Source organism: Novosphingobium sp. AAP1 (assembly GCF_001295765.1).
GTDB lineage: Bacteria > Pseudomonadota > Alphaproteobacteria > Sphingomonadales > Sphingomonadaceae > Novosphingobium > Novosphingobium capsulatum.
Map to the genome: position 1 here is coordinate 40,768 of NZ_LJHO01000015.1, position 25,131 is coordinate 65,898.

A 25,131-nucleotide genomic window follows, 5' to 3' on the forward strand; every position below is an offset into this window, starting at 1 on the left:
AAACCGGCAGGGCTTGAGGCAGATATGGGGTGCAAGGCGCCGCCCCGCAATGCCCAAGCGCCAAGACGGTTGGGGATTGCCGGTTTTCAGCCTTTTTGCGTGGGACTTGGCCTGTGGGGCGGCGGTGCGCCGATCAGGGGGTGGTGGTGGCTGGTGCCGCTGCCGGGGTAGCGGCTGGCGCGGGCAGCACGATCGGGGGCAGCACCTGGCCATCCGGGGCGTGCGCCGGCCCGGTGGTCGCTGGCCCGGTGGGCGATGGCGCCGGTGCCGCGGGAGTCATCGCGGCAGGCGGCGTCTGCGCATCGGGGACCGGAGCGACCTTATCCTTGTGCTTGTGCCCCTTGAGCTCGTCGATCTGCTCCTGGCGGGCCGCGAGATAACCTTCCTTGGCGGCGAGATAGGGATCGCCAGCCTTGCGCATCGCCTGGATGCGGCGGTCATCGTCGAGACGATCGTTGAGCGAACGCACCACGAAGCTGCCGGTGACATAGGCAGGGCTGCGCAGCGGGCCGCCCACAATCGCCGGCAGGAACGCACGATCGAGGCCCAGGCCGATCACGTCGCGCAGGGTGGTGGGCCCAACCAGCGGGACGAACAGGAACGGCCCTGGCCCCACGCCATAATAGGCAAGGGTATAGCCAAAGCCGTTGCGGCGATAAGGCAGCTTGAACGGCTTGGCCACGGCCACATCGAGCAGGCCGCCCACGCCGATGGTGGAATTGATGGCGAAACGGCTCAGCGTTTCAGCAGCCTTGCCGGGCTTCAACTGCAGCAGGAAATTCAGCGCGATAACCGGCTCGGTCAGGTTGGTGAAGAAATGCCGGAAACCCGTGCGAATGGGCGCTGGCACGATCGAGCCATAGGCCTTGGCAGCCGGCCCGATTACCGCGCGGTCAACCGCCTGGGTGGCGGCAAAGGTCACCTTGTTGAGCGCGATGACCGGGTCGCCAGGCGGTGGGCCGCGCCGCGCGTTGACGACAATGGCGCCTTCGTCAGCTGGCTGCGTCTCGGCAGCGGTATCGTTGGCGGCAACCGGCGTGACCGTGGGCAGCACGATGACGGGGAGAATCTGGCCATCGGGTGCGCGGGCGGGCGCTTGTTCTGGGGTAGAAGGTACGGCCGGCGCGGTGGCAGGAGCGGCAGGCGCGGTCACGGCAGGGGCAGATGCGGCAGGGGTGCCCGCAACCGGCTGCGGCGGCGCGCCATCATCTATCGGCGTGGTCCCGGCCAACGCAGCGGCAAGCAATACGATCATCATGTCCCCGTAGTCGGTCTCACCATGACTGGGCGCTGAACGAAAGACCGATCAGGCGCGCAGCCATGGGGAAACAACGGTAATCTTGAAAGGTTGCGCCGCCGCTCAGAACGGCAGCTTGAAGCCCGGCGGGATGCCCGCCGCCATCTGCACTTTCTGCATTTCTTCGGCAGCGGCGGCATCGGCCTTGGCCCGCGCATCGTTGAACGCGGCAGCGACTAGGTCTTCGAGAATGCCCTTGTCGGCCGGAACCAGCAGGCTGTCATCGATCGACACGCCGATCACGCGGCCCTTGGCCGAGGCCTTGATGGTGACCAGGCCACCGCCGGCAGCGCCCTCCACCTCGATCGCATCGAGGCGGCCTTGGGCATCCTCCATCTGCTTCTGGATGGTTTCAGCGGCCTTCTGTGCCGCCTGGATCATTTCTTCCATGGACTTCATGCTTGTCTGCTCCGCGCAGGCGACCACGGCCGGCGTTCAGCCGTGGCGGGGTTGGATTCGTCGAGAATTTCAGCGCCGGGAAAGGCTTCAAGCGCAGCGCGCACCAGCGGATCGGCACGCATCGCGGCTTCGGCCTCGGCCTCCAAGGCGGCCTTGGCTTCCACCAGGCTGGGCTGCGCGCCCTGGGCCGCTTCGCCATCGAGCCGTTCCACCAGCCAGGCCTGGCCGGTGATGTTCTGCAGCGCTTTCTTGATGTCGGGCGTGGGATCGCCCGGCAGGCCCGGCGCCAGCTGATAGCGCAGCGTGCCCATGCGCAATTCGATCAGGCGGACCGACAGGCGCATGGTGGCGCCGGTGAGCGGCGAGACCTCTTCCACCTGCTCCACCAGGGCTTGCCAATCCATGGCGATACCCGTGGCGGGCGCTGACGGCATCGCTGCAGCCGGGGCGCCATCGGACGTGGGCTGCGCGGCCATGCTCGCGGCCAGGGCAGGCCCTTGCGCCAGCATTTCTTCCAGCTTGCGCACCAGGCCGCCGGGATCGGGCATGTCGGCCGCGTGCAGCACGCGCAGCAGGGCCATCTGCGCCGCCACCAGCGGATCGGGCGCGGTCTTCACCTCGTCATGGCCCTTGAGCAGCAGTTGCCACAGGCGGTGCAACTGCCCGGGCGCCAGATCGCCGGCCCAGCCCTGCAGCGCCGCGGCCTCTTCGGCCGAGCGCGCCTCGCCCTCTGGCCCGCTGATCTGGGTGACAGTGACCTTGTGCACCAGATCGAGCTGCGCGCGCAGCATGGCGACCGGCTCGATCCCCAGGGCATATTGATGCGCCACTTCAGCGAGCAGCGCGGCACCATCACCCTTGAGCATGGCGGCAAACAGGCGGCGTTGCAGCGTCTTGTCGGCCAGGCCGAGCATGTCCTGCACTTGCGCGGCCGAAACCGTGATCACCGAGCCATCGCCGCTGCTCGCCAGATCGGCATGGCTGATCGCCTGATCGAGGATCGAAAGCCCGTCACGTGCCGAGCCTTCGGCGGCGGCGGCCACCATGGCCAGGGCCTCGGCCTCGGCCTCGACCCCTTCGGCCTTGCAGACGTGGCCGAAATGATCGGCCAGCAGCGCGGTCGGGATGCGCCGCAGATCGAACCGCTGGCAGCGCGAGAGCACCGTGACCGGCAGCTTGTCCACCTCTGTCGTGGCGAACAGGAACTTCACATGCGCCGGCGGTTCTTCCAGCGTCTTGAGCAGCGCGTTGAACGCGTTGCGCGAGAGCATGTGCACTTCGTCGATGATGTAGATCTTGTAGCGGGCCGAGACAGCGGCATAGCGCACCGCCTCGATGATCTCGCGCACGTCGTCCACGCCGGTGTGGCTGGCCGCGTCCATCTCGATCACGTCGATATGGCGGCCTTCGGCAATGGCCTGGCACGGTTCGCACTGGCCGCACGGGTCGATCGTCGGGCCGCCCTGCCCGTCCGGGCCGATGCAATTGAGGGCCTTGGCGATAAGGCGCGCGGTGCTGGTCTTGCCCACCCCGCGCACGCCGGTCATCAAGAAGGCATGGGCCAGCCGGTCACGCCGGATCGCGTTGGCCAGGGTTTGCACCATGGCTTCCTGGCCGATCAGCGCGGAAAAGGTTTGCGGGCGATACTTGCGCGCCAGCACGCGATAGGGCTGTGCCGGCGCAGCGGCCGGTGCCGGCTTAGCGGCAGGCGCTTGCACAGGCTGGGGCGCAACGGGCGCAGGCTTGGCCACGGGCGCGGGATCGCCGAACATCGCGCCCTGTCCAGCCGCTTCGAGTTCGGCCGCGCTGGGCGCAGCCTCTTGCGGCGGGGCATCGGGGGTTTCGGGTTCGTGCCCAAACATGTCGGTTGAATCGGCCATCGCGCCCCTAGGTAGGCGCAAAGGCTGCAAATGTCGAACGGGGGCAAGGCGGTTTCCCGCAAGCTTGCGCCGCGATTCTGATTTGATACCAATTTGTGATGCCCACGATCCTGCCCGGCCGCCGCACCGCCCAGACCACCACGCCGCTGGTCGTGTTCCTGATCGGCATGCGCATCAACCGCTTCCGCGCCGTGCGCGAATGGCTGCCCGTGTCGCGCGCGATGGGCCCGATGCTGGCCGAGCTTTCCGCCGCGCCCGACAGCGGCTTCCTGGGGTACGAACCCATGCTGCGCGGGCTGCGCACGATCATGCTAGTGCAATACTGGCGCGATTTCGACAGCCTGGAAGCCTATGCCCGCAGCCGCGACCACACGCATTGGCCAGCCTGGGTCGCGTTCAACAAGGCAGCGCGCCAGCAACGCGGCGGCGTGGGCATTTTTCACGAAACCTATGCCGTGCCAGCCGGCGGCAGCGAAACCATCTATGTGGATATGCCCGCGTTCGGACTGGGCAAGGCGATGGGCCTGGTGCCGGCGGCGGAAGGGCGCGAGGCGGCGCGCGAGCGGATGAAGGCATCCGGGCAGCAGGCCTGATCCGATCGACCAGGCGGCGGCGCGTTACAATGTGAGGGTGAGAAGGAGCCGGGCGACCCGCCGCAATCCGTTGTGGCTGCTTCCTTCCGGACCTGACCAGGTTGGCGAACGCAAACGTCCGCCCGACTCCCGGCCCGCCCTATGGCGCCGGCGCGCGCCGATTGCAAGCGCCGGCTTGATCAATCAGCGGAAATTGTCAGCGTAGCTTTGCAGCTTGAGCCGGCGCGGCGGCGTGGGCGTGACATGCACGGCAATGCCATACTTGTCGGCATAGGCGCGAGCGTCTGCCTCGGTCTCGAACGTAAGGATGACTTGCTGCTGGGTATCGCCGGAACCGGCCCAACCCATCAAGGGATCGGGGCGCTTGGCCTCGGCCGGGGCGAATTCCAGGAGCCAGTCGGCAGTCCGGGCCTTGCCGGACTGCATGGCATTCTTCGGGCGCTGATAGATGCGTGCAGGCATGGGCGGTGCTTTCGTGCGTTTCGCGGCGCAAATCAAGAGGGATAAGGGAACTACCAGAACCTAGCGCAACATGCGCGCCACCAGGCGGCGGGCCGCTTCGCTTACGTCATCCCAGGCTTCGAGAAAATCCTGCTCGTCGCCGTAATAGGGATCGATCACCGCCTGCCCTTCCCGGCCCGGCACCAAATCCATCAACAGGCCCATCCGCGCCAGGGTGCGGCGCGGGGCCATGCGCCGCAGATCCTGCAGGTTCTGCGAATCGAGCGCATAGATCTGGCCAAAGCGGGTGAAATCGGCCTCAGTCACCTGGCGGGCACGATAGCGGGAAATGTCGATACCGTGCTGCAAGGCCACCGCCTGCGCACGCGGATCGGGCGGATTGCCAGCGTGCCAGCCGCCAGTGCCGGCCGAATCGATGGTCACGGCCAGCCCGGCCTTGACCGCCTCGGCCCGGAACGCAGCCTCGGCCAACGGCGAGCGGCAGATATTGCCCAGGCAAACAAACAGCACGGCTGGCTGGCTCACCGCATTCCCTTCCACATGAACCCTGCGCAGGCATGTGGTGAGTCGGGCGCACGCACCGCATCCGGCGCGCGGCCTGGCGATGCCCGTCGCAGCGCAATAAAATACGCTGCAATGCAAAAAGTCCAGCGCCAAGCCGCAGGAAATTGCAGACGGGCGGATTTGCCCTGGATGATCAGGCCCCGTCGACCGCGCGACGACCCAGCGCAGGATCATCGGTGAAAAACCCGTCCAGCCCGGCGGCAAGATAGGCGCGGATTTCCGCAACACTGCCGCTTTCGCAGCGCAGCGCGGTGCCGCACTGGCGCAGGCTGGCGGGCAGGAATTGCGGTTCTGGCCGGAATGTATAGGCACCCACCAGCAGCCCGGCACGGTGCGCATCGGCGATGATCGGCTGCGGCGGCGCGAGGTGTCCGTCTGCCGTTTCGGGCATCAGGGTGCGGCTCCATGGCGCGATCCAATCGGCATAGCCGGCCACATCGTCCAGGCCACTGGCCGACAGCATCGCGCCATAGGTGAGCGTGCCGCCGCTGGCGATGGCGTCACCGGTGCGCTTGTCGGGTTCATCGGCCAGTTGCATCAGCGCGATGTTGCGCCAGGGCGCCAGCATGCCGCGCAGCCGCTTGAGATTGGCCACTTCGAACGATTGCACGATCACCGGCGCCTGTTGCAGCCAGGCATGGGCGCGAATGGCCGCCAGCAGCTTGGCCTCCATATCGTGGCCCAGGCTGTGGAAATAGCTGGAATGCTTGATTTCGGGAATGATCCCCAGCGGCCGCTGGCGCCCGCGCGCGGCCTTGGCGGCAAAGGCCACGATCTCGTCGAACGTCAGCACCGGGAACTGCCCGTCGAACGCCATGCTCTCAGGACGCAGCGTGCCCAGCCGCTCCTTGGCGCGCAGGGTCTTGAGTTCGGCCAGGGTAAAGTCCTCGACGAACCAGCCTTCCTGCCGCTCGCCATCGATGACCTTGGTGGTCTTGCGCGCGGCAAATTCGGGGTGGGCGGCCACGTCGGTGGTGTCGACGATATTGGGTTCATGGCGCGACACCAGCACGCCATCGCGGGTGGGAACCAGATCGGGCTCGATGAAATCGGCGCCATCGGCCACCGCGCGTTGATAGGATGCCTGCGTATGTTCGGGCCGGTGCGCGCAGGCGCCGCGATGCCCCAGCACCAGGGGATGCGCCGTCCGGGCGTGGCGGCCATGGCGCTGGGCCAAGGTGCTGGCCAGAGCGCGGGCGCCGGGTAGCATGGCCGCGCCGGCCCCCATGGCCAGGATCGAACGGCGCGAAACAGTCATGGGGTTCATCCTTTTGCCAATGCCATGGGCGCCCTGGACAGGCTTTGCGACAGGATCATGACGAGGCCGCGCGGACAGGTCCAGAGGCCGCTGATGGGGCCCCAGGTTTCTCTTTGCCGTCGATAACGAGACTCAGTGATTTTTTGGCTGGTGCGCACGGATATACGCCTGGCCAGCGGATTTAGCAGCAGCGTCTATTTGAGGCTCGGCAGCTTCCAAGGCATGATTCACCGCCATGCGCATGTCGTTGGTTTGCTGAGGCCTCAACGCTCCCATTTTTTGCCCTGCCGATGACTGCGAAAAAGCCGCAAACTCAGCAAGCTCAGCAGAACTCAGGATTTTTCGGACATCGTCGCCCATCGCGACCGCAGGAGTGGCCATCACCAGTTTCCGGCCAACTGGGCCAGAGTAAAATGTGATTGCGGCTTGAAGCTCCGCCGGCGACATCTTGGCAGCATAGGATGCGGCAGCGTTGCTCTCCAACGATGGAATAAGGGCTGTCAGCACTTGGTCCAGCTTCATGGACACTGCGTTGACGATTGTTTCGAGCAGGCCGGGCGTACGCTGCATGGCCGCTTGCACCTGAGGGTTTCGGAGCATGGATGCGCGGAAGTTTGTCGCATAAGCCTTTGCGGTGTCTCGCCGGATCATTTCGGCTGGAAATGTCAGGGCGACCAACCGCGAAGCGAGCGGGTTGGGACTCGAGTCCCCGGCCGTCGCAGCAACAGCCTGCCAAGATGGCACCGCCATCAAGCAAGAACCAAGCAAAGCAAGAGCCAACGAAGTCTTCACTGCCACCCCCAAACTTAACGCACAACACTGCCTAACTGGATCAGGTTAAGGGAAAACTTCTGGATGGCGGATTGCGCAAGGGGCAGCGTTGATAAACCGATATCGGCGTCATTTTGGCGTAACCAGCCATGGGAACTTCTCCACGCCACTCAGCGCAGCGAGATCACTTCCACCTGCGGCAAGGGCGCGGCCCCGGGCTGTTCGGCCCAGTGGCGCACCAGCAATACGCCACCGTCGGCGCGCAGGGCATCAACATGGGCCGTGTCGATCGTGGCGAAGACCCATTGGCCCACGCCTTCCTCGCCCAGCGCCAGCACGCCATCGGCCGGCATGCCGCCACCGGCTGGCGCTGCATCAGGCGGGCCATAGACCCCGGCCGCGCCACGGTTCACGTCGACTGCCGGAGACCAGGCGGCATCGCCCACAGTGGGAGACTGGATGGCATAGCATTGCCCCTCCAGCGCGCGGGCCTGGCTGCCCAGGCGCACCCGCCAATAGCCGTGCAGCGTATCGGTACAACTGGGCACGAGCAGAACCTGCGCGCCCGCTTCCACTGCCGCGCGCGCCAGCAGCGGAAATTCGCTGTCGTAGCAGATCACCACCACCAGCCGGCCCAGCGCGGTATCGAACAGGCGCAGGCCATCGCCGCCGGTGATGAACCATTCCTCGCGCTCGAAGCGGGTCATGATCAGCTTGTCCTGGCTGGCCATGGCGCCGCTGGGGGCAAACAGCCGCGCCGTGTTGCACACCTGGCCATCGGCGGTGCGACGCGGGGCGCTGGCAGCGAGGATGTGCACGCCATGGGCCTGCGCCAGCCGCGCGTGCAGCGCATCGACCTGCGGCAGCAGGGCCGATACCGTATCGATCGATCCGGCCAGATCGCCCATCGTTGCCGGGTCCAGGCTGGCCAGTTCCATCGCGCCGTATTCGGGAAACACCAAGAGCGCCGCGCCGCCGGCCACAGCCTGTTCCACCCAGGTGGTCAGCTTGGCTTCGTAGGCGGCCCAATCGGCCAGGCGGTCGATCGGATATTGTGCGGCGGCAACGGTGAAACGGGGCATGGCGTGCCTTTTTACGACAGGGACTTGAGCCAGTACTGCATCGGCTTGGCACTCTCTTGCGCCTCGCCATGGTCTTTCCACGGCAACTCGGTCACCAGGCCCGGCACCAGGGCATAACCGCGCGCCTGCCAGAAGGCATCGAGCGGGCGGTAGCCGGCAGGGCGGGCGGGATGGTCGGCGGGACGAATCACTGCGGCAAAGCAGGCAGCCTGTGCCCCGGCAGCGCGGGCCGCATCCTCGCGATGATCGAAGAACGCGTGGCCAATGCCCTGCCCGCGATATTCGGGCAGCAGCACGCTTTCGCCAAAATAGAACAGGTCTTGCGTGGCGATGCCGCGCTGTTCGAAGGGCATGCGAAAGGCCGCCTTCTGATGCCGCATCGGCGCGGCGGTGGCCGCCCCGACAATGCGCACGCCATCGAACGCAGCGACCAGCACGGCGCCGGGCGCGGCGGCATATTCGGCGAGATAGCGCGCCTCGTAAGCACGATCCCCGTCATAGAGATAGGGCCAGGCGGCAAACACGGCGATGCGCAAGGCCGCCAGGTCATCCAGCGCGGCGCCCACTTCCGCACCGCTCAGCGGGCGGACGCTGACGCTCATGCGCCGACGACCTGCGCGGTCCAGTCAGCCAGGTTGTAATACATCGTCAAGCGGGTGATCTTGCCGCCTTCGATCGCCAGAAAGGCGCCGGCCGGCAGCACATAGGTTTGCCCGGCCGCCTCGGGCAGGCCTTCGTCGGTGGCGAGATAGCTGCCATGGACGACGAATTCGGCGGCGGCGCGGCTGCCGTCTTCGCTGGCCATCAGCACGATGTCTTCGAGGCGTTCCTTGTAGCACCGCTCCATATGGCCAAGGAACGTGGCAAAGGTGTCCTTGCCCACCTGGCGGCTGCCCTGGTTGATATCGTGTGTCACGTCATCGGCCAGGCACGCCAGCATGCCGTTCCAATCCCCGGCGTTGAAGGCGGCGTAATAGGTTTCAAGCAGGGCCAGCGTGGCGGCGCGCGACATGGGCGGGTCTCCGTGGAAAGGCAGTGTCGCCACAGCGCTAGCCGATCAATCCGCTGGCTGCCACAACCCGTTTTGGCATGCTGTATTGCCCATATGCAATGAAGCGGCGCGGGAACAGGCCCGCGCCGCTTGCATCGATCCACCTGAGGGGGGCAGCCTGAGGGAGTGCAGGCCGAGAGGGCGATCAGTCGAACAGCTTGTTGGCCGTGTTGGCCACGCGGCGGCCGAGATAGCGCGCGCCGTCCAGTTCGATCTCGCTGGGCTGGCGGCTGCCGTCGCCACCGGCGATCGTGCTGGCGCCATAGGGGGTGCCGCCGTGCACGGCATCAAGCGTCAGCTGGCCCTGGAAGCCATAGTCGAGGCCAACGATCGTCATGCCGAAGTGCAGCAGGTTGGTCAGGATCGAGAACAGCGTGACTTCCTGGCCGCCGTGCTGGCTGGCGGTGGACGTGAAAGCCGCGCCGACCTTGCCGTTGAGCGCGCCCTTGGCCCACAGCCCACCGGCCTGGTCGAGGAACGCGGCCATCTGCGAGCTGATACGGCCAAAGCGGGTGCCGGTGCCGACGATGATGGCATCGTATTCGGCCAGTTCGGCAACGGTGGCGACAGGGGCCGCCTGATCAAGCTTGAAGTGGGCAGCCTGCGCCACTTCGAGCGGGGCGGTTTCGGGCACGCGCTTCACGTCGACCGTGGCGCCGGTTTCGCGGGCACCTTCGGCAATGGCGTTGGCCATGGTTTCGATGTGGCCATAGCTGGAGTAATAGAGAACCAGAACCTTGCTCATCACACATCATCCTTGGGCAGAGAGGGTAAACTTGGGTGACGCAGCCGGTGGATCATCGAGGGATCAAGCCACCGCGCCGTGCCGTCTTGCCCAGTCTTGTGCCGCACCAGCGACATTCAAGATAGGGCGATAAGATCGGATTAAATGTTCTGAAATGCCGAACGCCCGGCCAGCGTTTGCGTTTCCGTGCTTTTTCGCATATGGGCGAATGGGAATGCCCCGGCCCACACGATGCAGTCGCCACGCGGCTCCCTCGTTTGCCGGGGTTTCTTGTTTTTCCATGGGGGCGGGCCGAATCGCCCCCGCCGCGCAGGAAGAAGCCGCATGTCGCGTCGCCGCCAGATCTACGAAGGCAAGGCCAAGATCCTTTATGAAGGCCCCGAGCCGGGCACTCTCATCCAGTATTTCAAGGATGATGCCACCGCGTTCAACGCGCAGAAGCGCGGGACGATCAACGGCAAGGGCGTGATCAACAACCGCATCAGCGAGTATGTGTTCACGCGCCTGGCCCACATCGGCATTCCCACGCATTTCATCCGCCGCCTCAACATGCGCGAGCAGCTGGTGCGCCAGGTGGAAATCGTGCCGATCGAAGTGGTGGTGCGCAATGTGGCGGCCGGTTCCATTTCCAAGCGCCTGGGCATTCCCGAAGGCGAGCCGCTGCCCCACACCCTGATCGAATACTATTACAAGGACGATGCGCTGGGCGATCCGATGATCGCCGAAGAGCACATCGCCTGCTTCGGCTGGGCCAGCAACGAGGAAATGCAGGACATTTCCTCGATGGCGATCCGCGTGAACGACTTCCTGGTCGGCATGTTCGCGGCGATCAACATCCGCCTGGTGGACTTCAAGCTGGAATTCGGCCGCATCTGGGATGGCGACTATAGCCGCGTGATCCTGGCCGACGAAATCAGCCCCGATGGCTGCCGCCTGTGGGACATGGTCACCGGCGAAAAGCTGGACAAGGACCGTTTCCGCCGCGACCTGGGTGGCGAGGAAGAAGCCTATCAGGAAGTAGCGCGCCGCCTTGGCCTGCTGGACAACGACGGGCCGAGCGAAGTGCTCGACCTGGGCGCGCACCGCAAACTGCGCTCCAAGAAGTAAGCGCTGCGCCAGCGTCCGCCTGGGCGCGTGGGCACAGACAACAGAAAGGGCCGGCAACCTGGTTTCCCGGCCCTTTCGCGTGGGCGCTGGATATTTGCCTAACGCAAGGTGCGGTGCACTGCGCAGCGCGGCTTGAACATATCTTAGCCTCCGCATCCCTAGGTTCGGGCCATGGAAACGCCATGCCCCTGTTTCCGCCGCCGATGCGGCTTTCAGGCGCGCTAACGCGCGATGGCCCGCCTGCCCCGCTTTCGCGCTGACGCGCTGGACCTGATCGCGTGCAGCCGCAGCTTGCGCGGGCGCATCGCGCTGACCGGGGTGCTCGTGCCGCTAACCGTGGTGATGGCGGTAGTGGCGATCGATGGCATCAGCCTGTCACTCGTCCTGCTGGTCCTGGCCGCGCTGTCGCTTTCGCTGTGGTTCACCCGCGATCTGCTGATGGCGATCGCCGGCCCGCTCAACGCCCTGTCGGAAGCCAGTGCGCGCTATGCCAAGGGCGAAGCCACGCGCGTGGCCGAAGACGGCGATGCCGAACTGGCCGCCCTTGCCCGCGAGTTCAATGCCATGGTTGCCGCGGTGGACGAGCGGGAACGCCGCATTGTGCATGCCGCGCTGCACGATGGGCTTACCGGCCTGCCCAACCGCAGCTTCTTTGCCGAAAAGTTGGAGCGCGCGGTGGCGCGCCAGAACGATGGGCACCGCACGCTGGTGGCCTTCATCGACCTCGATGATTTCAAGCTGATCAACGATACGCTGGGCCACCCGACCGGCGATGCACTGCTGCGCGAAGTGGGACGACGGCTGCAGGCAGCCTTTCCCGATGCGATGATCGCGCGCTTTGGCGGGGACGAGTTCGGTATGCTGCTGCCCGCGCTGCCGCGCGATGCCGATTGCGCCGGCTTTGCCCGCAAGCTGCATGGCCAGATCAACTGCCAGGTGTGCCTGGGAGAACGTCTTGTGCCGCTGACCGCCAGCTTTGGCATCGCCATCGGGCCGGGCGACGGGGCAGACAGCCATACCTTGCTGCGCGCGGCAGACCTCGCGCTCTATCGCGCCAAGGACGATGGCAAGGGCACCTATCACTTCTTCGAAGCGAGCCTGGACGAACGCGTGCGCCAGCGCCGGGAAATGGAGGAAGACCTCGCCCAGGCGCTGCACCAGGGCGATTTCACCCTGGCGTTCCTGCCCACCTTCAGTCTGGCGCAGCGGCGCATCGTGGCGTGCGAGGCGCTACTACGCTGGAACCACCGCACGCGCGGCCCACTTTCGCCCGTCAGCTTCGTTCCGATTGCCGAGGAATGCGGCCTGATCATCCCGATCGGCGAATGGGTAATTCGCCAAGCGTGCCAGCAGGCCGCGCGCTGGCCGGGAGACGTGGCCGTCTCGGTCAACCTTTCGGGGCGGCAACTGGCCCATCCCGCGCTGTTGCCCACGCTGGTCCAGGCGCTGGCCAGTTCCAACCTGCCCGCCAGCCGGCTGGAACTGGAGATGACCGAGCGCGTGCTGGCGGCCAATGCCGATCGCAACCAGGCGACGCTTGCGGCGCTGCGCCAATTGGGCGTGCGGGTGGCGCTGGATGATTTCGGCATGGGCTATTCCTCGCTGCATCACCTGCGCACCTTTCCGGTGGATACCTTTAAGATCGACGGCAGCTTTGTGCGCAACTTGCGCGGACAGGTGGAAGCGCAAGCGATCGTGCGGTCGATCACCACGCTGGCCGGCGCGCTGGGCATCGCCACCCTGGCCGAAGGCGTGGAGCAGGCCGAAGACCTGGACCTGCTGGCGCAGCAGGGCTGCGACCTGGCACAAGGCTATGCGATCAGCCCGCCACTGCCCGCGGCCGAGGTGGCGGCCCTGCTTGCCGCGCAGGAGGCTGACTGCGTCCGCCGTGCGCTGCGCTGACCCGGTGTTCGTTACCAGATAAGTCCTTGCGGCGGCACGGCAGGAGCGGCACACCGGCGGCAATGATGCTGCCTGTCTCGTTTCGCCCGTATCGTGCCCTACCGCTTGCCGTCGCGCTGTTGCTGGGTGCGTGTACTGACCTGGGCCATGGGCCGGTTGCCGGCCTGCCCCAGGCCGCACCAGCGCCCACCTGGGTTTTCCAGAAGTCTGACCTGCCGCCCGATCCGCGCTTTCGCTTTGGCCAGCTGGCCAATGGCATGCGCACGATCATCGTGCCCAATGGCATGCCCAAGGGCACGGTGCAGGTGCGCCTGGACGTGGCGACCGGATCGCTCGATGAAACCGCGGCGGAACGAGGGTTTGCCCATTTTGTGGAACACATGGCGTTCAACGGCAGCACCCATGTGCCCGAGGGGGAGATGGTCCGCCTGCTCGAACGCAAGGGGCTGGCATTTGGCGCCGATACCAATGCCCAGACCAGCTTCGAGCAGACCACTTACATGCTCGACCTGCCGCGCAACGATCCCGACCTGATCGATACCGCGCTGATGCTGATGCGCGAGACGGCCAGCGAACTGACCTTTTCGCCCGGGGCGGTGAACCGCGAGCGCGGCGTGGTGCTGTCTGAACTGCGCGACGGGCAAGGCTATGCGCTGGACAATTTCCACGACCAGCTGGCGTTCTTCTATCCCAAGGCCACCTATCCCCAGCGGCTGCCAATCGGCACGGTGGCCACCATCGATGCCGCGACGGCGCAGGCGCTCAAGGATTTCTGGCACCGCCACTATGTGCCGGCCAAGACCACGCTGGTGGTGATCGGCGATGTCGATCCGGCCAAGGTGGAACAGGCGATTGCCGCGCGCTTTGCCGATTGGCAAGCCGCCCCGGCGCCGCCCCGGCCAGGCCAGGGCAAAGTCTTGCCCGGCCAGCATGGCAAGACCGATCTGTGGACCAACCCGGCCCTGGCCGAACGCGTGACCGTGGCGCGCCATGGGCCGTGGCTCGATGAGCCAGACACCATCGCCAGCCGGCGCGAGAACCTGCTGCGCCAGATCGGCTATGGCATCATCAACCGCCGCTTCCAGACTCTGTCGCGCCAGGTCGATGCGCCGTTTCGCGGCGCCGGCTTTGGCACGGGCGACGTGTTCAAGATCGGCCGCACTACCAACCTCATCATCGATACCGTCGATGGCGGCTGGGCCAAGGGCCTGACGGCGGCAGGCAGGGTCTGGCGCGAGGCGATGGCCCAGGGCTTTACCCAGGCCGAGATCGACGAGCAGGTGGCGAACCTGCGCATTGCGATCGAGAACGCTGCCGCCGGCGAGCAGACGCGCAACAACGCCACGCTGGTCAACCTGGCGCTGTCGCTGTTGCATGACGATATGGTGCCGACCACGCCATCAAGCGGCCTCGAACGCTTCAACGCCTTTGCCCCCACGATCACGCCCGCCAGCGTGATGGCGGCGCTGCAGCGCGAGGCGGTGCCGCTGGACAAGCCGCTTATCCGGTTCCAGGGGCGCAAGGCCCCGGTCGGCGGCGCCCAGGCACTGCGCCGCGCCTGGCAGGCCGCGATGGCCGCGCCGCTGGACGCGACCAAGACGGCCACGGCCGCGCCATTCGGCTACACCGATTTCGGCACGCCCGGCACGGTGGTGGCCGACAGCACCGATGCCACGCTGGGCATTCGCCGCATCCGCTTTGCCAATGGCGTGATGCTCAACATCAAGCGCACGCCGCTGGAAACCGATCGCATCCACGTGCGCCTGGCGCTGGACGGAGGCGAAATGCTGGAAACCCGCGACAATCCCCTGGCGGTGGACATGGCATCGAGCGTGCCGGCCGGCGGCCTGGGCCGCTATAGCCTGGACCAGTTGCAGACCATGCTGGCCGGCCACGCCGTGGGCACCAGCTTTGCCGCCAGTGGCGATACCTTTGGCACGGGCAGCACCACGACGCCGCGCGACCTGCTGCTGCAATTGCAGGTCATGGCCGCCTACCTCACCGATCCCGGCTATCGCCCCGAGGCCGAGCAACTGTTTCACCAGGGCATGGCCAACTATTTCGCGCAGCTCAACGCCACGCCGGGCTCTGCCCTGACGGCCGCGCTGGGCGGTATCCTGTCGGGCAACGATCCGCGCTTTACCCTGCAATCGCCGCAGGCCTACCAGAAGCTGGGCTTTGCCCAGTTGAAACCGGTGCTGGGCGATCGGCTGGCGCATGGTGCGCTGGAAATCGCGCTGGTCGGCGATGTGGACGAAGCGGCCGCGATTGCCGATGTGGCCCGCACGTTTGGCGCCCTGCCCCCGCGCGAACCAGCGTTCGGCGCCTGGACCCAGGCGCGCGAGCGCCGCTTTGCCGCCGTTCCTGGGGTGCAGGTGGTGCGCCACCATGGGCCGGCCAACCAGGCGATCGTGCGCATGATCTGGCCCACAACCGACGATCACGATCCGGTGCAGACCATGACGATGGAACTGCTGGAGCAGGTAACCGGGATCGAGGTGCTCGACACGGTGCGCGAAAAGCTGGGCAAGGCCTATTCCCCCGGGGTTTCGAGCGACATGTCCGATGTGTGGACCGGCTGGGGCACGTTTACGGTGCAGGCCTCGGTCAACGTGGCCGATGTGGCGGCGACACGGGCCGCGCTGGTCCAGACGATTAGCGATCTGGCTGCCCATCCGGTGGATGCCGATGTGCTGGAGCGCGCGCGGGCGCCGATGCTGGAGCGGCTCGACAACGCGCTCAAAGGCAATGGCGGATGGGTGGCGCTGGCCGCGCGCGCGCAATCGCGGCCCGATCGCATCGCCCGGTTCCAGGCGGCGCGTGCCCGGCTCACGGCCCTCACCGCCGCCGATGTGCAGGCCGCCGCCAAGGCCTGGCTTGCCCCGGCCAAGGCCGTGACCGTGCTGGTCCTGCCCGATGGCGTGCCCGCACCGCAATCATGACCCGGCGATCAAGGAGCGCCATGCGCGCAAGACTTGCCCTTGGCGCCAGACGGGGGCATAGGCGGCGCCGAGTCCCATATCCCACGATCCGCCTGTTTAAGTGAAAGGCCAAACGCCGATGAAGGTCCGTGTCCACGTCAGCCTCAAGAACGGTGTGCTCGATCCCCAGGGTCGCGCCATCCACCATGCGCTGGAAGGGCTGGGCTTTGCCGGCGTCAAGGACGTGCGCGCCGGGCGCCTGTTCGAACTGGACGTGGCCGACGACACCAGCGACGACGCGCTGGACGACATGTGCCGCAAGCTCTTGGCCAACATGGTCATCGAAAATTATCGCATCGAGAAGGTTGCCGCCTGATGCCGTTCACCTCTGCCGTCATCACCTTCCCCGGATCGAACTGCGACCGCGACATGGCGGTGGCGGTGGAAGAGGTCTGCGGCGGCACGGTACACCGTGTGTGGCACGGTGATGCCACCCTGCCCGAAGGCCTTGATTTCATCGCCGTTCCCGGCGGGTTTTCGTATGGCGACTATCTGCGCTCGGGCGCCATGGCAGCCCGTTCGCCGATCATGCAGGCCGTGGTCGAGGCCGCTGGGCGTGGCGTGCCGGTGCTGGGCGTGTGCAACGGTTTCCAGATCCTGACCGAAGCGGGCCTGCTGCCCGGCGCGCTGATGCGCAATGCCGGCATCCGCTTCGTCTGCCGCGAAGTGCCGCTCAAGGTGGAAAACAGCCAGTCGCTGTTCACCCAGCGCTATTTCAAGGACCAGGTCATCACCATTCCGGTGGCCCACCATGACGGCAACTATTTCGCCGACGCCGAAACGCTCGATCGGCTGGAAGGCGAAGGCCGCGTGGCGTTCCGCTATGCCGAACCGGTCAACGGCTCGCAGCGCGATATTGCCGGCGTGCTCAACGCAGCGGGCAACGTGCTGGGCATGATGCCCCACCCCGAACGCATGATCGAAGCCGCGCAGGGCGGCACCGACGGGCGCAAGCTGTTCGAAGGCGTGCTGGCCGGGTTGAACGTTTCGGCTTGAGGGCGGTGGGGGGTAACATTCCCTCCCCTAACCCCTCCCGTAAGCGGGAGGGGGATTTAAGAAGGCCCTGCTTTTGCGGGGCCTTTTTTGTTGCTCCCCTCCCGCGTGCGGGAAGGGCTTCCCTCTAGACTCCCCTCCCGCTTGCGGGAGGGGCTGGGGGAGGGCCTGTTAAGCCCCCCACTCCATCACTCCACCGTCACGCTCTTGGCCAGGTTGCGCGGCTGGTCCACGTCAGTGCCCTTGGCCACGGCAACGTGATAGGCCAGCAGTTGCACCGGCACGGCATAGACCAGCGGCGCGATCAGCGGGTGCACCTTGGGCATCTCGATCGTGGCAAGGCAGCCCTCGCCTGCTTCGGCCAGGCCTTCCGCGTCAGAGATCAGCACGATCTTGCCACCACGCGCGCGCACTTCCTGCATGTTGGAAACGGTCTTTTCGAACAGCGGCCCTGACGGCGCGAGCACGATCACCGGGACGGATTCGTCGATCAGCGCGATCGGCCCGTGCTTCATTTCGCCCGAGGCATAGCCTTCGGCGTGGATATAGCTGATTTCCTTGAGCTTGAGCGCGCCTTCCAGGGCCAGCGGATAGTCCGGCCCACGGCCCAGATAGAGCACGTCGCGCGCCGGGGCGATCAGCGGGGCCATCGCCGCGATTTCCTCGTCATGCGAGAGCGCCGCGTTGAGCGCGGCCGGCGTTTCGGCCAGCTGGTTGACGATCAGCGCCTCCTCTTCGCGCGTCAGCCGCCCGCGTTTGACCGCCAGGTGCGCCGCCAGCGCGGCGAGCACGGCAAGCTGGCAGGAAAACGCCTTGGTCGAAGCGACGCCGATTTCGGGTCCGGCATGGGTGGGCAGCAGCAGGTCCGCCTCGCGCGCCATCGAGCTGGTCGGCACGTTGACGACCACGGCGATGGTCTGCCCGGCGGCCTTGCAATGACGCAGCGCCGCCAGGGTATCGGCGGTTTCGCCCGATTGCGAGATGAACAGCGCCAGGCCACCGGGCTCCAGCACGGGATCGCGATAGCGGAACTCGCTGGCCACATCGATGTCCACCGGCAGGCGGGCAAACTGCTCGAACCAGTATTTCGCCACCATCCCGGCGTAATAGCTGGTGCCGCAGGCGACGATCGTGACGCGGTTGATGCTGGCCAGGTCGAAATCGATCTGCGGCAACGACACGGTCTGCTCCACGCGGCGCAGATAGGAACGCAGGGTCTGCGCCACCACGATCGGCTGCTCGAAGATTTCCTTCTGCATGAAGTGGCGATAGTTGCCCTTCTCGATTGCGGCGGCGGTTGCGCCCGAAGCGACGATCGGCCGGGTGACCGGCTGGTTGTTCACATCGAACACTTCGACGCCGTCACGGCGCACGATCACCCAATCGCCTTCTTCCAGGTACGACACCCGCTGCGTCAGCGGCGCGAGCGCCAGGGCATCGGAGCCCAGGAAGGTTTCACCCTCGCCATAGCCAACCACCAGCGGCGAGCCCAGGCGCGCGCCGATCAGCAGATCGGGATGCTGGCGGAACGCAATGGCCAGGGCAAAGGCGCCGCGCAGCTGCGGCAGCACGGCCTTGACCGCCTCGGCCGGGCTCTTGCCCGCCTCCACCAGCTCCGAAACCATGTGCGCCACCACTTCGGTGTCGGTCTCGCTTTCAAACGTGCGGCCGCGCGCGATCAGCGCCTCGCGCAGGGAGCGGAAATTCTCGATGATGCCGTTGTGGACCAGCGCCACTTCGCCGGTCGCATGGGGGTGTGCGTTGCTGGTGGTGGGGGCGCCGTGCGTGGCCCAGCGGGTGTGGGCAATGCCGATCAGGCCCGGCGCGGGATTGACCGCCAGCTCCTTGACCAGGTTGTTGAGCTTGCCCTCGGCGCGGCGGCGCACGAGTTGCCCGTCGAACACGGTGCAGACCCCGGCGCTGTCATAGCCGCGATATTCCATGCGACGCAGGCCATCGACCAGCCGGTCCGCGACTTCTTCCTTGCCGACGATTCCGATAATTCCGCACATGGATTGGGGCCCACACTTTCTTCAGGATTGGGAGATAACGCGAATGGCCGGCATCATGGCCGGATAATTCTTGGCATTTCGTGTCTGTCCGGCCTCTTGCGACCCGCCTGCTTTCGACCGGGTGAACCGGCAGATGAATTCGCGGACATGATCGCGGCCGGGTCAGGCAAAGGGGCCTACTTCTTGCCTTCGGCCTTCTTCTTCTTCATCGCATCGTGAAAGCGATCGGCCCAGCCCGGCTTGACCAGTTGCTCGGCCCGCACCAGGCGCAGTTCTCCATCAGACACATCGCGCGACACCGCGCTGCCCGCCGCCACGATGGCATCGGCGCCAATGCGCACGGGGGCGATCAGCGCAGAGTTGGAGCCGATGAAAGCGCGCTCGCCAATCACCGTGCGATACTTGAAATAGCCGTCATAGTTGCAGGTGATCGTGCCCGCGCCGATGTTGGCGCCGGCGCCCACTTCAGCATCGCCCAGATAGGTCAGGTGGTTGGCCTTGGCACCGGCACCCAGGCGCGCGTTCTTCACTTCCACGAAATTGCCCACGCGGCTGTTCTGCTCCAGCGTGGCGCCGGGCCGCAGGCGGGCGAACGGCCCCACCGACACGCCGCTTTCCACGGTGCAGCCTTCGAGATGGCAGAACGCGTGGATCACCACATTGTTCGCAACGGTGACACCTGGACCAAACACCACGTTCTGTTCCACCGTCACATCGCGGCCGAGCACGGTATCATGCGAGAACCACACGGTTTCGGGCGCGACCAGGCTGGCGCCGTCGGCCATTGCCACCAGGCGGCGGCGCTGCTGCCAGCGGCCTTCGGCCTGGGCCAGTTCTGCCCGGCTGTTGATTCCGGCCACTTCGTCGGGATCGTCGGTCACCACCACGGCGCTGGTCTTGCCCGCGGCATTGGCCACGTTGACGATATCGGTGAGGTAATATTCGCCCTGGGCATTGTCGTTGCCCACTTGCGCCAGCAGCGCGAAGAGGTCGCCGCCCTTCACCGCCATCAGCCCGGAATTGCACAGCGTGCAGGCGCGCTCGGCCTCGCTCGCGTCCTTGTGCTCCACCATCTTCACCACGCGGTCACCCTCGGCGATGACCCGGCCATATTGCAGGGCATCGTCAGGGCGGAAGCCGAGCACGACCACGGCCGGGGCATCGGCCGCATGCAGCCGATCGAGCATGGCCTGCATCGTCTGCGCGCGCACAAACGGCACGTCACCATAGAGGATCAGCACATCGCCAGCGAAACCGGCCAGCGCATCTTGGGCCTGCTGCACGGCGTGGCCGGTGCCCAGTTGCGGTTCCTGCACCGCAATCGTGGCACTGCCGCCCAGCGCCTTTTCCAGCTGGTCACGACCATGGCCGGCCACCACCACCTGATGCGCCGGCGCCAGTTGCGCCGCGCTGGCCATGAGATGCAGCAGCATCGGCCGCCCGGCGACCGGATGCAGCACCTTGTGCAGATCGCTTTTCATGCGGGTGCCCTTGCCTGCAGCAAGGATGACAAGAGCGAGAGGAGCGGTGGCCGAGGGCGACTGGGTTTGCGTGGTCATGGCTGCATCCTTGCCAGCTTATGCTTGCAGTTTCCAGAACGGGTGGGCACTGGCTTGCAACATGACCGATTTTCCATTTTCCATCGTTGGGTTCGATCTGGACGGCACCCTATGCGATACCGCCGCTGACCTGGGCAACGCGCTCAACCGCACGCTGGAATATGCCGGGCGGCAGACCTTCCCCCTCGATGTGGTGCGCCGCTTCATCGGCGGGGGATCGGGGCAGATGCTGCGCAATGCCCTGGCCGAAAGCGGCGGCTATGACGAGGCAGAGTTCAAGCCGCTGCAGGATCGCCTGTTCGCCTATTACGGCGAGGCGATCGCGGTGCATTCCCGGCTCTATCCTGGCGGGGCAGAAATGCTCGACGCACTGGCCGCGCGCGGCGTGACCGTCGCGGTGGCGACCAACAAGCGCGAGGAATTCGCGCGACAGTTGCTGGACGAACTGGGCCTTTCACCCCGCTTTGCCACGATAATCGGCGGCGATACGCTGGGCCCGGGCAAGGCCAAGCCGGCGCCCGACATGCTTGAGGAAATGATCGCGCGCTGCGGTGGCGGCCGGGCCGCGTTCGTGGGCGATACCACGTTCGACATTGGCGCGGCGCGCGCGGCAGGCCTGCCGGTCGTGGCGGTCAGTTTCGGGTTCCATGACCTGCCGCCGCCGCTCCTGGGTGCCGACGCGGTGATCGATCACTTCGATGCGCTGGTGCCAACGCTGACGGCGCTGGGCTGAGCATCGAGCAGCGCGAGCAGCCCACGCTCGTCGCGCGAGAGCCATTGCGTGGCGCGGGGCAATCGCAGCCCCGCGCGCCATTCCGCCTGATCGGGCACGAGGGCCAGCACGGCGGGATGGATGTAGCTCTTGCGGGCAATCGTGGGTGTATTGCCCAGCCGATCGGACACCTGCGCCAACAGTTCCTTGAGCGGCACGTTCTGTTCGGCATGGGCCAGCGCGCCAAATGCCAGAACGCTGGCATGCCAGGTGCGGAAATGCTTGGCGGTGAATTCCGCCCCGGTCACGCTGCGCAGCCAGGCGTTGATGTCGGCCGAGCCGACCGGACATGGCGCGCCATCTTCGCCCAGGTACTGGAACAAGTGCTGGCCGGGCAGGTCCTGCATTCGCCGAACGAAACGCACGAGGGCGCGATCGGTCAGGCGCATGTCCCGCTCCACGCCCGACTTGGCGCGGAAGCGCAGCCGCAGGCTTTGCCCGCGCAGTTCGACATGCTTCATGCGCAGCGTCGTGGCGCCAAAGCTGGCGTTGGCGCGGGCATAGGCCTCGTTACCGATGCGAATCGCACCGGTGTCGAGCAGGCGGACCACCGAGGCGATGCAGCGTTCTTGGCTGAGCCCCCGGCCCGATAGCGCCGCTTCGACGCGGGCGCGAATTTTGGGCAGCAGCGCGCCGAATGCCGCGCAGCCGTCAAACTTTTCCGCCTCGCGCGCGGCGCGGAAATCGGGGTGATAGCGGTATTGCTTGCGGCCGCGCGCATCGACACCGGTCGCCAGGATATGGCCATGCGGCATCGGGCAAAACCACGCGTCGCGATAGGCCGGCGGCAGCGCCACCGCATTGAGGCGGTCGATCTCTGTCCGGTCGGCGATGCGTTGCCCGGCATGATCGCGATAGCACCATCCGCGCCCCGCACGCCGCCGCGTGATGCCCGGTGCACTATCGTCCACATACACCAGTCGGCTCTTGCCCGATTCCTGCAAAACGGCTTTCCTGTTCAACGCTTGCCTCTCCGACAGGCCAACGCCACAACATGTCTTGCAGTTCCCCCGGCGCCTCGTCAGAATGATAGGCAACCTAACAAACTTCCGTTGCAGAGGAACGACCATGTCCGAAGAATATACGCCGCCCAAGGTCTGGACCTGGGACAAGGCCAACGGTGGTGCTTTTGCCAGCGTCAACCGCCCCACGGCCGGCCCCACCCACGACAAGGATCTGCCGGTGGGCGAGCACCCGTTCCAGCTCTATTCGCTGGGCACGCCCAATGGCCAGAAGGCCACGATCATGCTGGAAGAGCTGCTGGAAGCCGGCATTGCCGAAGCCGAATACGATGCCTGGCTGATCAAGATCTTTGAAGGTGACCAGTTTTCATCGGGCTTTGTCGATATCAACCCCAATTCCAAGATTCCCGCGCTGGTGGATCACAGCGGCGCCACCCCGTTCCGCGTGTTCGAATCCGGCGCGATCCTGATGCATCTGGCCGAAAAGTTCGGAAAGTTCCTGCCCACGCAAAACCCGGCGCGGGCGGAATGCCTGTCGTGGCTGTTCTGGCAGATCGGCTCTGCCCCGTTCATGGGCGGCGGCTTTGGCCACTTCTACAACTATGCCCCGATCAAGATCGAATATGCGATCGATCGCTATGCCATGGAAACCAAGCGCCTGTTCGACGTGGCCAACCGCCGCCTGGCGGAAAGCCGCTACCTGGGCGGCGAAGACTACACCATCGCCGACATTGCCGCCTATACCTGGATGGGCAATCTCTATCGCGGCGAAGCCTATGGCGATGCGGCCACGTTCCTTTCGATGCACGAATACGAGCACGTCGGCCGCTGGGTGGGCGAGATCGACCAGCGCCCCGCCGTGCTGCGCGGGCGCCTTGTGAACAGCGCCAAGGGGATCGCCGAACGCCACAGCGCTGCCGATTTCGACAGCCTGCCGCCCGAAAAGCTCAAGGGCATCGTCAAGGGTTTCTGACCGCCCTGAAACTGGTCCGCGGCACCTGCCCCCTCCCCTTCGGGAGGGGCGCAGGCATCGCCAAGTTATCCCCAGCTACCCCCTTCCCATTCACGATTGGCCCGCTATAAGCGCGCGCTCTGCTGGGGCGTCGCCAAGTGGTAAGGCACCGGTTTTTGGTACCGGCATTCGCAGGTTCGAATCCTGCCGCCCCAGCCAATATTGCGGCCCATTTTGACCAACAAGGTCTCATGGCGTCGAAAAAAATGTACTGTTTTCAGCGACTTATTTCGTAATTCTGCCCCACCCCGGAGCCATTCCGATCAGGCAGTTTCATGCGATTTGTTGGTCACCCTGTTGGTAAAAACAGGCCTCGAAGGCAGTGCAAAGGTCCTGGCAGGATCGGATCCGCGACAGCTGAGCCGGAGTCCCGACCATGCTGACCGATCAACTCATCATTTCCCTTGTTGCCCGGACTTCGCCGATCAAACGCTCAGACGGTGGCGGCCTGCACATCGTCGCCATGCCCAACGGCAAGAAGCGCTGGCGCCTGGCCTATCGGTTCGACAACAAGCAAAAGACCGTCGATGGCGGCGAGTATCCTGGGACCAGCCTTCACCGCGCCCGGGTCTGGGCGGAAGAGATGAAGGAACTTGTCGCCAACGGCGTCGATCCGATCGCCCACAAGAAGGAAGCGAAGTTCCAGGTCGCGGCCAATCAGACGACATTCGCCACACTGGCGCGTGAATGGATCGAGGCACGCCGGCCAGCTTGGTCGCCGCGCTACGCGCGATTAATCGAGGGCCGCCTGCAGAACGACATCCTCCCCATCATTGGGGACAAGCCGATCAGATCGATCCTGCCTCGCACCATGCTGGAAGCGCTCCGGGTCATCGAAGCGCGAGGGTCGTATGAGATGGCGCATCGCATCAAGAACCACTGCAGCGAAATCTTCCGCTTCGGCATTCCCGACGGGCGCTGCGAAAGCGATCCCTGCCGCGATCTGTCGGCGGCGATGATCAAACCGCCGCCAGTACGCCACCGCGCCAAGATCGAGATCAAGCAGCTCCCGGAATTCTTTGCCCGTCTCAACGCCGACGGTGGCTCGCGCATGAGCCATCTCGCGTTGCGCTGGACGATTCTCACGATGGTGCGGACCCAGGAGACTCGATTTGCGCAGTGGAGCGAATTCGAAGGGCTTGGCGGTCAAGAACCGCTCTGGCGGATACCGCCGGAACGCATGAAGATGCGGTCGGAACACCTGGTTCCGCTCCCGCCTCAAGCCGTCGCTTTGCTGCGCGAGATTCGCGATGCCAACGTCTACGGTCGCGCGGGCAACGAACGCCTCGGGAAATTTCTCTTTCCCGTCGCGGGTTCACGGTCTGACGTGATCAGCGAAAATCGGATGCTCGAAGTGATGTATCGGATGGGGCTGCGTGGCAAAGCAACGGTGCACGGCTTTCGATCCTTGGCCAGCACTGTGCTCAACGAGTCGGGCAAATTCATGCCCGACTGGATCGAGATGCAGTTGGCGCACATGCCCCGAGGCGTAAGGGGCGTTTACAACTCGGCACGCTACATCCCGCATCGGCGCGAGATGATGGCCTGGTGGGCCAAATATCTCGATGCCGCCGAGGAAGCGGCCCCGATGGCTTTGGAGGGTTTCAAAATCGAAAAGCGAAAAGCGGACAAGGCGTTGGCCTGGTTTGAGACCCAGTGGTAAGGCGAATTTGACGTTTATGACTGACCCCCTAGTCGGATCAACGGTGGCGGCGGCTCGGTATGCGCC

General features: G+C 65.6%; 23 protein-coding genes, 1 tRNA gene and 1 other RNA gene. 10 read left to right on the forward strand and 15 right to left on the reverse strand.

The window, feature by feature from the left end; genetic code table 11:
* Positions 1-133: 133 nt before the first annotated feature.
* The 3 genes from IP65_RS18225 to IP65_RS18235 all read right to left on the reverse strand — a co-directional run bounded on the left by IP65_RS18225 (position 134) and on the right by IP65_RS18235 (position 3,576).
* A complete protein-coding gene (locus IP65_RS18225; RefSeq protein ID WP_054132581.1) occupies positions 134-1,258 on the reverse strand; it encodes a VacJ family lipoprotein in 1,125 nt (374 codons plus the stop codon).
* A 102-nt stretch (positions 1,259-1,360) separates the two neighbouring features.
* Positions 1,361-1,696, reverse strand: a complete 336-nt coding sequence (locus tag IP65_RS18230; protein WP_022677334.1) for a YbaB/EbfC family nucleoid-associated protein — start codon at positions 1,694-1,696, stop codon at positions 1,361-1,363.
* Positions 1,693-3,576, reverse strand: coding sequence for a DNA polymerase III subunit gamma/tau (locus IP65_RS18235; RefSeq protein ID WP_022677335.1), 1,884 nt, complete (start codon positions 3,574-3,576; stop codon positions 1,693-1,695). The genes IP65_RS18230 and IP65_RS18235 overlap by 4 nt, the downstream gene beginning before the upstream one ends.
* Positions 3,577-3,674: 98 nt before the next feature.
* On the opposite strand from IP65_RS18235, the gene IP65_RS18240 reads away from it, so the two are divergent.
* Entirely contained in the window at positions 3,675-4,169 is a 495-nt protein-coding gene (locus tag IP65_RS18240) for a DUF4188 domain-containing protein (RefSeq protein WP_022677336.1), read from the forward strand.
* A 38-nt stretch (positions 4,170-4,207) separates the two neighbouring features.
* Here IP65_RS18240 and ffs read toward each other — a convergent pair.
* The 9 genes from ffs to wrbA form a co-directional block, all read right to left on the reverse strand.
* Positions 4,208-4,302, reverse strand: an RNA gene (gene ffs, locus IP65_RS21025) — signal recognition particle sRNA small type.
* Between the two features lie 50 nt (positions 4,303-4,352).
* Entirely contained in the window at positions 4,353-4,631 is a 279-nt protein-coding gene (locus IP65_RS18245) for an ETC complex I subunit (RefSeq protein WP_022677337.1), read from the reverse strand.
* A gap of 60 nt (positions 4,632-4,691) precedes the next feature.
* Positions 4,692-5,156: a low molecular weight protein-tyrosine-phosphatase gene (locus tag IP65_RS18250; RefSeq protein ID WP_028658140.1), complete on the reverse strand. Its 465-nt coding sequence runs from the start codon at positions 5,154-5,156 to the stop codon at positions 4,692-4,694.
* A gap of 172 nt (positions 5,157-5,328) precedes the next feature.
* Positions 5,329-6,453, reverse strand: a complete 1,125-nt coding sequence (locus IP65_RS18255) for a glycerophosphodiester phosphodiesterase family protein (RefSeq protein WP_028658141.1) — start codon at positions 6,451-6,453, stop codon at positions 5,329-5,331.
* Positions 6,454-6,585: 132 nt separating this feature from the next.
* Positions 6,586-7,023 carry a DUF2059 domain-containing protein gene (locus IP65_RS18260; protein ID WP_158442005.1) on the reverse strand — a complete coding sequence of 146 codons (438 nt, stop codon included), beginning with the start codon at positions 7,021-7,023 and terminating at the stop codon, positions 6,586-6,588.
* A gap of 371 nt (positions 7,024-7,394) precedes the next feature.
* Positions 7,395-8,306, reverse strand: a complete 912-nt coding sequence (locus IP65_RS18265; protein ID WP_022677341.1) for a carbon-nitrogen hydrolase family protein — start codon at positions 8,304-8,306, stop codon at positions 7,395-7,397.
* Positions 8,307-8,317: 11 nt separating this feature from the next.
* Positions 8,318-8,908, reverse strand: coding sequence for a GNAT family N-acetyltransferase (locus tag IP65_RS18270; RefSeq protein ID WP_022677342.1), 591 nt, complete (start codon positions 8,906-8,908; stop codon positions 8,318-8,320).
* Positions 8,905-9,318: a ketosteroid isomerase-related protein gene (locus IP65_RS18275; protein ID WP_022677343.1), complete on the reverse strand. Its 414-nt coding sequence runs from the start codon at positions 9,316-9,318 to the stop codon at positions 8,905-8,907. The genes IP65_RS18270 and IP65_RS18275 overlap by 4 nt, the downstream gene beginning before the upstream one ends.
* 184 nt (positions 9,319-9,502) lie before the next feature.
* Positions 9,503-10,102: an NAD(P)H:quinone oxidoreductase gene (wrbA, locus tag IP65_RS18280; RefSeq protein WP_022677344.1), complete on the reverse strand. Its 600-nt coding sequence runs from the start codon at positions 10,100-10,102 to the stop codon at positions 9,503-9,505.
* A gap of 324 nt (positions 10,103-10,426) precedes the next feature.
* Between wrbA and purC the strand changes: the two genes are divergently transcribed.
* From purC to purQ, 5 genes are all read left to right on the forward strand, one after another.
* Positions 10,427-11,209: a phosphoribosylaminoimidazolesuccinocarboxamide synthase gene (gene purC / locus IP65_RS18285; RefSeq protein ID WP_022677345.1), complete on the forward strand. Its 783-nt coding sequence runs from the start codon at positions 10,427-10,429 to the stop codon at positions 11,207-11,209.
* A 231-nt stretch (positions 11,210-11,440) separates the two neighbouring features.
* A complete protein-coding gene (locus tag IP65_RS18290; protein ID WP_054132582.1) occupies positions 11,441-13,111 on the forward strand; it encodes a bifunctional diguanylate cyclase/phosphodiesterase in 1,671 nt (556 codons plus the stop codon).
* A 62-nt stretch (positions 13,112-13,173) separates the two neighbouring features.
* Positions 13,174-16,053 (forward strand): pitrilysin family protein, encoded by a 2,880-nt coding sequence (locus IP65_RS18295; RefSeq protein WP_054132583.1) that lies wholly within the window; start codon positions 13,174-13,176, stop codon positions 16,051-16,053.
* A 118-nt stretch (positions 16,054-16,171) separates the two neighbouring features.
* Positions 16,172-16,408 carry a phosphoribosylformylglycinamidine synthase subunit PurS gene (gene purS / locus IP65_RS18300; RefSeq protein ID WP_022677348.1) on the forward strand — a complete coding sequence of 79 codons (237 nt, stop codon included), beginning with the start codon at positions 16,172-16,174 and terminating at the stop codon, positions 16,406-16,408.
* On the forward strand, positions 16,408-17,088 hold the full coding sequence (purQ, locus tag IP65_RS18305; protein WP_022677349.1) for a phosphoribosylformylglycinamidine synthase subunit PurQ: 681 nt from the start codon (positions 16,408-16,410) through the stop codon (positions 17,086-17,088). The genes purS and purQ overlap by 1 nt, the downstream gene beginning before the upstream one ends.
* A 185-nt stretch (positions 17,089-17,273) precedes the next feature.
* Here the strand turns inward: purQ and glmS are convergent, their stop codons facing one another.
* Positions 17,274-19,097: a glutamine--fructose-6-phosphate transaminase (isomerizing) gene (glmS, locus tag IP65_RS18310; protein WP_022677350.1), complete on the reverse strand. Its 1,824-nt coding sequence runs from the start codon at positions 19,095-19,097 to the stop codon at positions 17,274-17,276.
* A 176-nt stretch (positions 19,098-19,273) separates the two neighbouring features.
* Positions 19,274-20,656, reverse strand: a complete 1,383-nt coding sequence (gene glmU, locus IP65_RS18315) for a bifunctional UDP-N-acetylglucosamine diphosphorylase/glucosamine-1-phosphate N-acetyltransferase GlmU (RefSeq protein ID WP_022677351.1) — start codon at positions 20,654-20,656, stop codon at positions 19,274-19,276.
* Between the two features lie 61 nt (positions 20,657-20,717).
* Here glmU and IP65_RS18320 point away from each other — a divergent pair, with 61 nt between their 5' ends.
* Positions 20,718-21,389 (forward strand): HAD-IA family hydrolase, encoded by a 672-nt coding sequence (locus IP65_RS18320; protein WP_022677352.1) that lies wholly within the window; start codon positions 20,718-20,720, stop codon positions 21,387-21,389.
* Here the strand turns inward: IP65_RS18320 and IP65_RS18325 are convergent.
* Positions 21,347-22,348: a DNA topoisomerase IB gene (locus tag IP65_RS18325; RefSeq protein WP_043610060.1), complete on the reverse strand. Its 1,002-nt coding sequence runs from the start codon at positions 22,346-22,348 to the stop codon at positions 21,347-21,349. The two genes, IP65_RS18320 and IP65_RS18325, sit on opposite strands and share 43 nt — an antisense overlap.
* Before the next feature lie 148 nt (positions 22,349-22,496).
* Between IP65_RS18325 and yghU the strand changes: the two genes are divergently transcribed.
* The 3 genes from yghU to IP65_RS18340 all read left to right on the forward strand — a co-directional run bounded on the left by yghU (position 22,497) and on the right by IP65_RS18340 (position 25,065).
* A complete protein-coding gene (gene yghU / locus IP65_RS18330) occupies positions 22,497-23,363 on the forward strand; it encodes a glutathione-dependent disulfide-bond oxidoreductase (RefSeq protein WP_022677354.1) in 867 nt (288 codons plus the stop codon).
* 123 nt (positions 23,364-23,486) lie between these two features.
* Positions 23,487-23,561: transfer RNA gene (locus tag IP65_RS18335), tRNA-Gln, on the forward strand.
* Between the two features lie 217 nt (positions 23,562-23,778).
* Positions 23,779-25,065 (forward strand): integrase arm-type DNA-binding domain-containing protein, encoded by a 1,287-nt coding sequence (locus IP65_RS18340; protein WP_022677355.1) that lies wholly within the window; start codon positions 23,779-23,781, stop codon positions 25,063-25,065.
* Positions 25,066-25,131 lie beyond the last annotated feature (66 nt).